Here is a 987-nt window from a genome sequence, read left to right on the forward strand (position 1 = left end):
CGGGCCCCACCGGCGTGAGACGCGCAGCCCAATTACCCGGCGCTCGCGCCGACGGGGCGTCTGGTGCGGACAGGTATGTGGCCGGCTGGAGCGGTCGACCATGCCCGCCTTGCCGTTCTCTCGGTATCGCTCGGCCCAGCGGCGGGCGGTGGTGACCGAGACGTTGAACCGCTCGGCAGCCCGGGCCGGGGTCCAGCCGTCCTCGACGACACACCGAGCCAGGCGCAGTCTTCCCGTGGGCGTCAAAGTCGCGTTAGCGTGGGACACGAAGACCTCCGTTGTGGATGTGGGTGCTTGGTCGCTTCCACACCTCACACGGAGGTCTTCCTCATTTCATCTCGCCATGCCGACGGGTGACACAACCTGCGTGGTCAATACACCTAGAACGCCAACCCGTGCCGCTCCACCAGCGGCATCGTCGCCTCGAAGTCGATCTCCGCGCCGTACTCGGCAGCGAGCGAGGGGAGCGTATCGGGCGAGTACCCCCCTCCCGGCTCGGCGAGGCGGCGGAACAATGCCTCGAGGCCGCCCGGCACGATGATCTCGAGCACACGGAGTTCGTCGTCGCCAGCATTCCAGAACGTGTGCCAGCGACCGCGCGGCTTGGCGAGGAGGTCCCCCGGCGTCGCCGTGATCTCGACGCCCTCCTCGATCAAGCCGATGGTGCCCGCCAGCACGAATGTGTACTCGTCTTCCCGGCTGTGCCGGTGCATCGGGGCGGCCAACGTCCTGGGGTTCACGATGTGCTCGATGATCGCGACCCGGCCGCCGGATACCTGGCTCTCGATGAGGTACCGGTCCAGCAGTCCGGGTTCGCCCGTCACGTCGCCCTGGCCTGCGCGCACGACGTGAGGACCAGGAGGCGTCTTATATCATCAATGCCGCTCATCATGCAAATCATACGACCGCGACCCCGGCGCGGGAACCCCAGGCACGCGGCCGCAGCCGGCATGGCCGAGCGAGTTCCACTAGGGCGTGTCTCCCATA

The 987-nt window shown here is 67.6% G+C and carries 2 protein-coding genes; both read right to left on the reverse strand.

Going from position 1 to position 987, the window contains the following annotated elements:
- Positions 1–267 (reverse strand): leucine zipper domain-containing protein (locus tag H483_RS38535; protein WP_152427854.1); only part of this gene is annotated, 267 nt, incomplete at its 3' end.
- Positions 268–380: 113 nt separating this feature from the next.
- The gene (locus H483_RS27005; RefSeq protein ID WP_017836416.1) at positions 381–845 is read right to left on the reverse strand and encodes a cupin domain-containing protein; all 465 of its coding nucleotides are present in this window, start codon (positions 843–845) and stop codon (positions 381–383) included.
- Positions 846–987 lie beyond the last annotated feature (142 nt).

It is taken from the genome of Dietzia sp. UCD-THP (genome assembly GCF_000349585.1).
GTDB classification, from domain to species: domain Bacteria; phylum Actinomycetota; class Actinomycetes; order Mycobacteriales; family Mycobacteriaceae; genus Dietzia; species Dietzia natronolimnaea_A.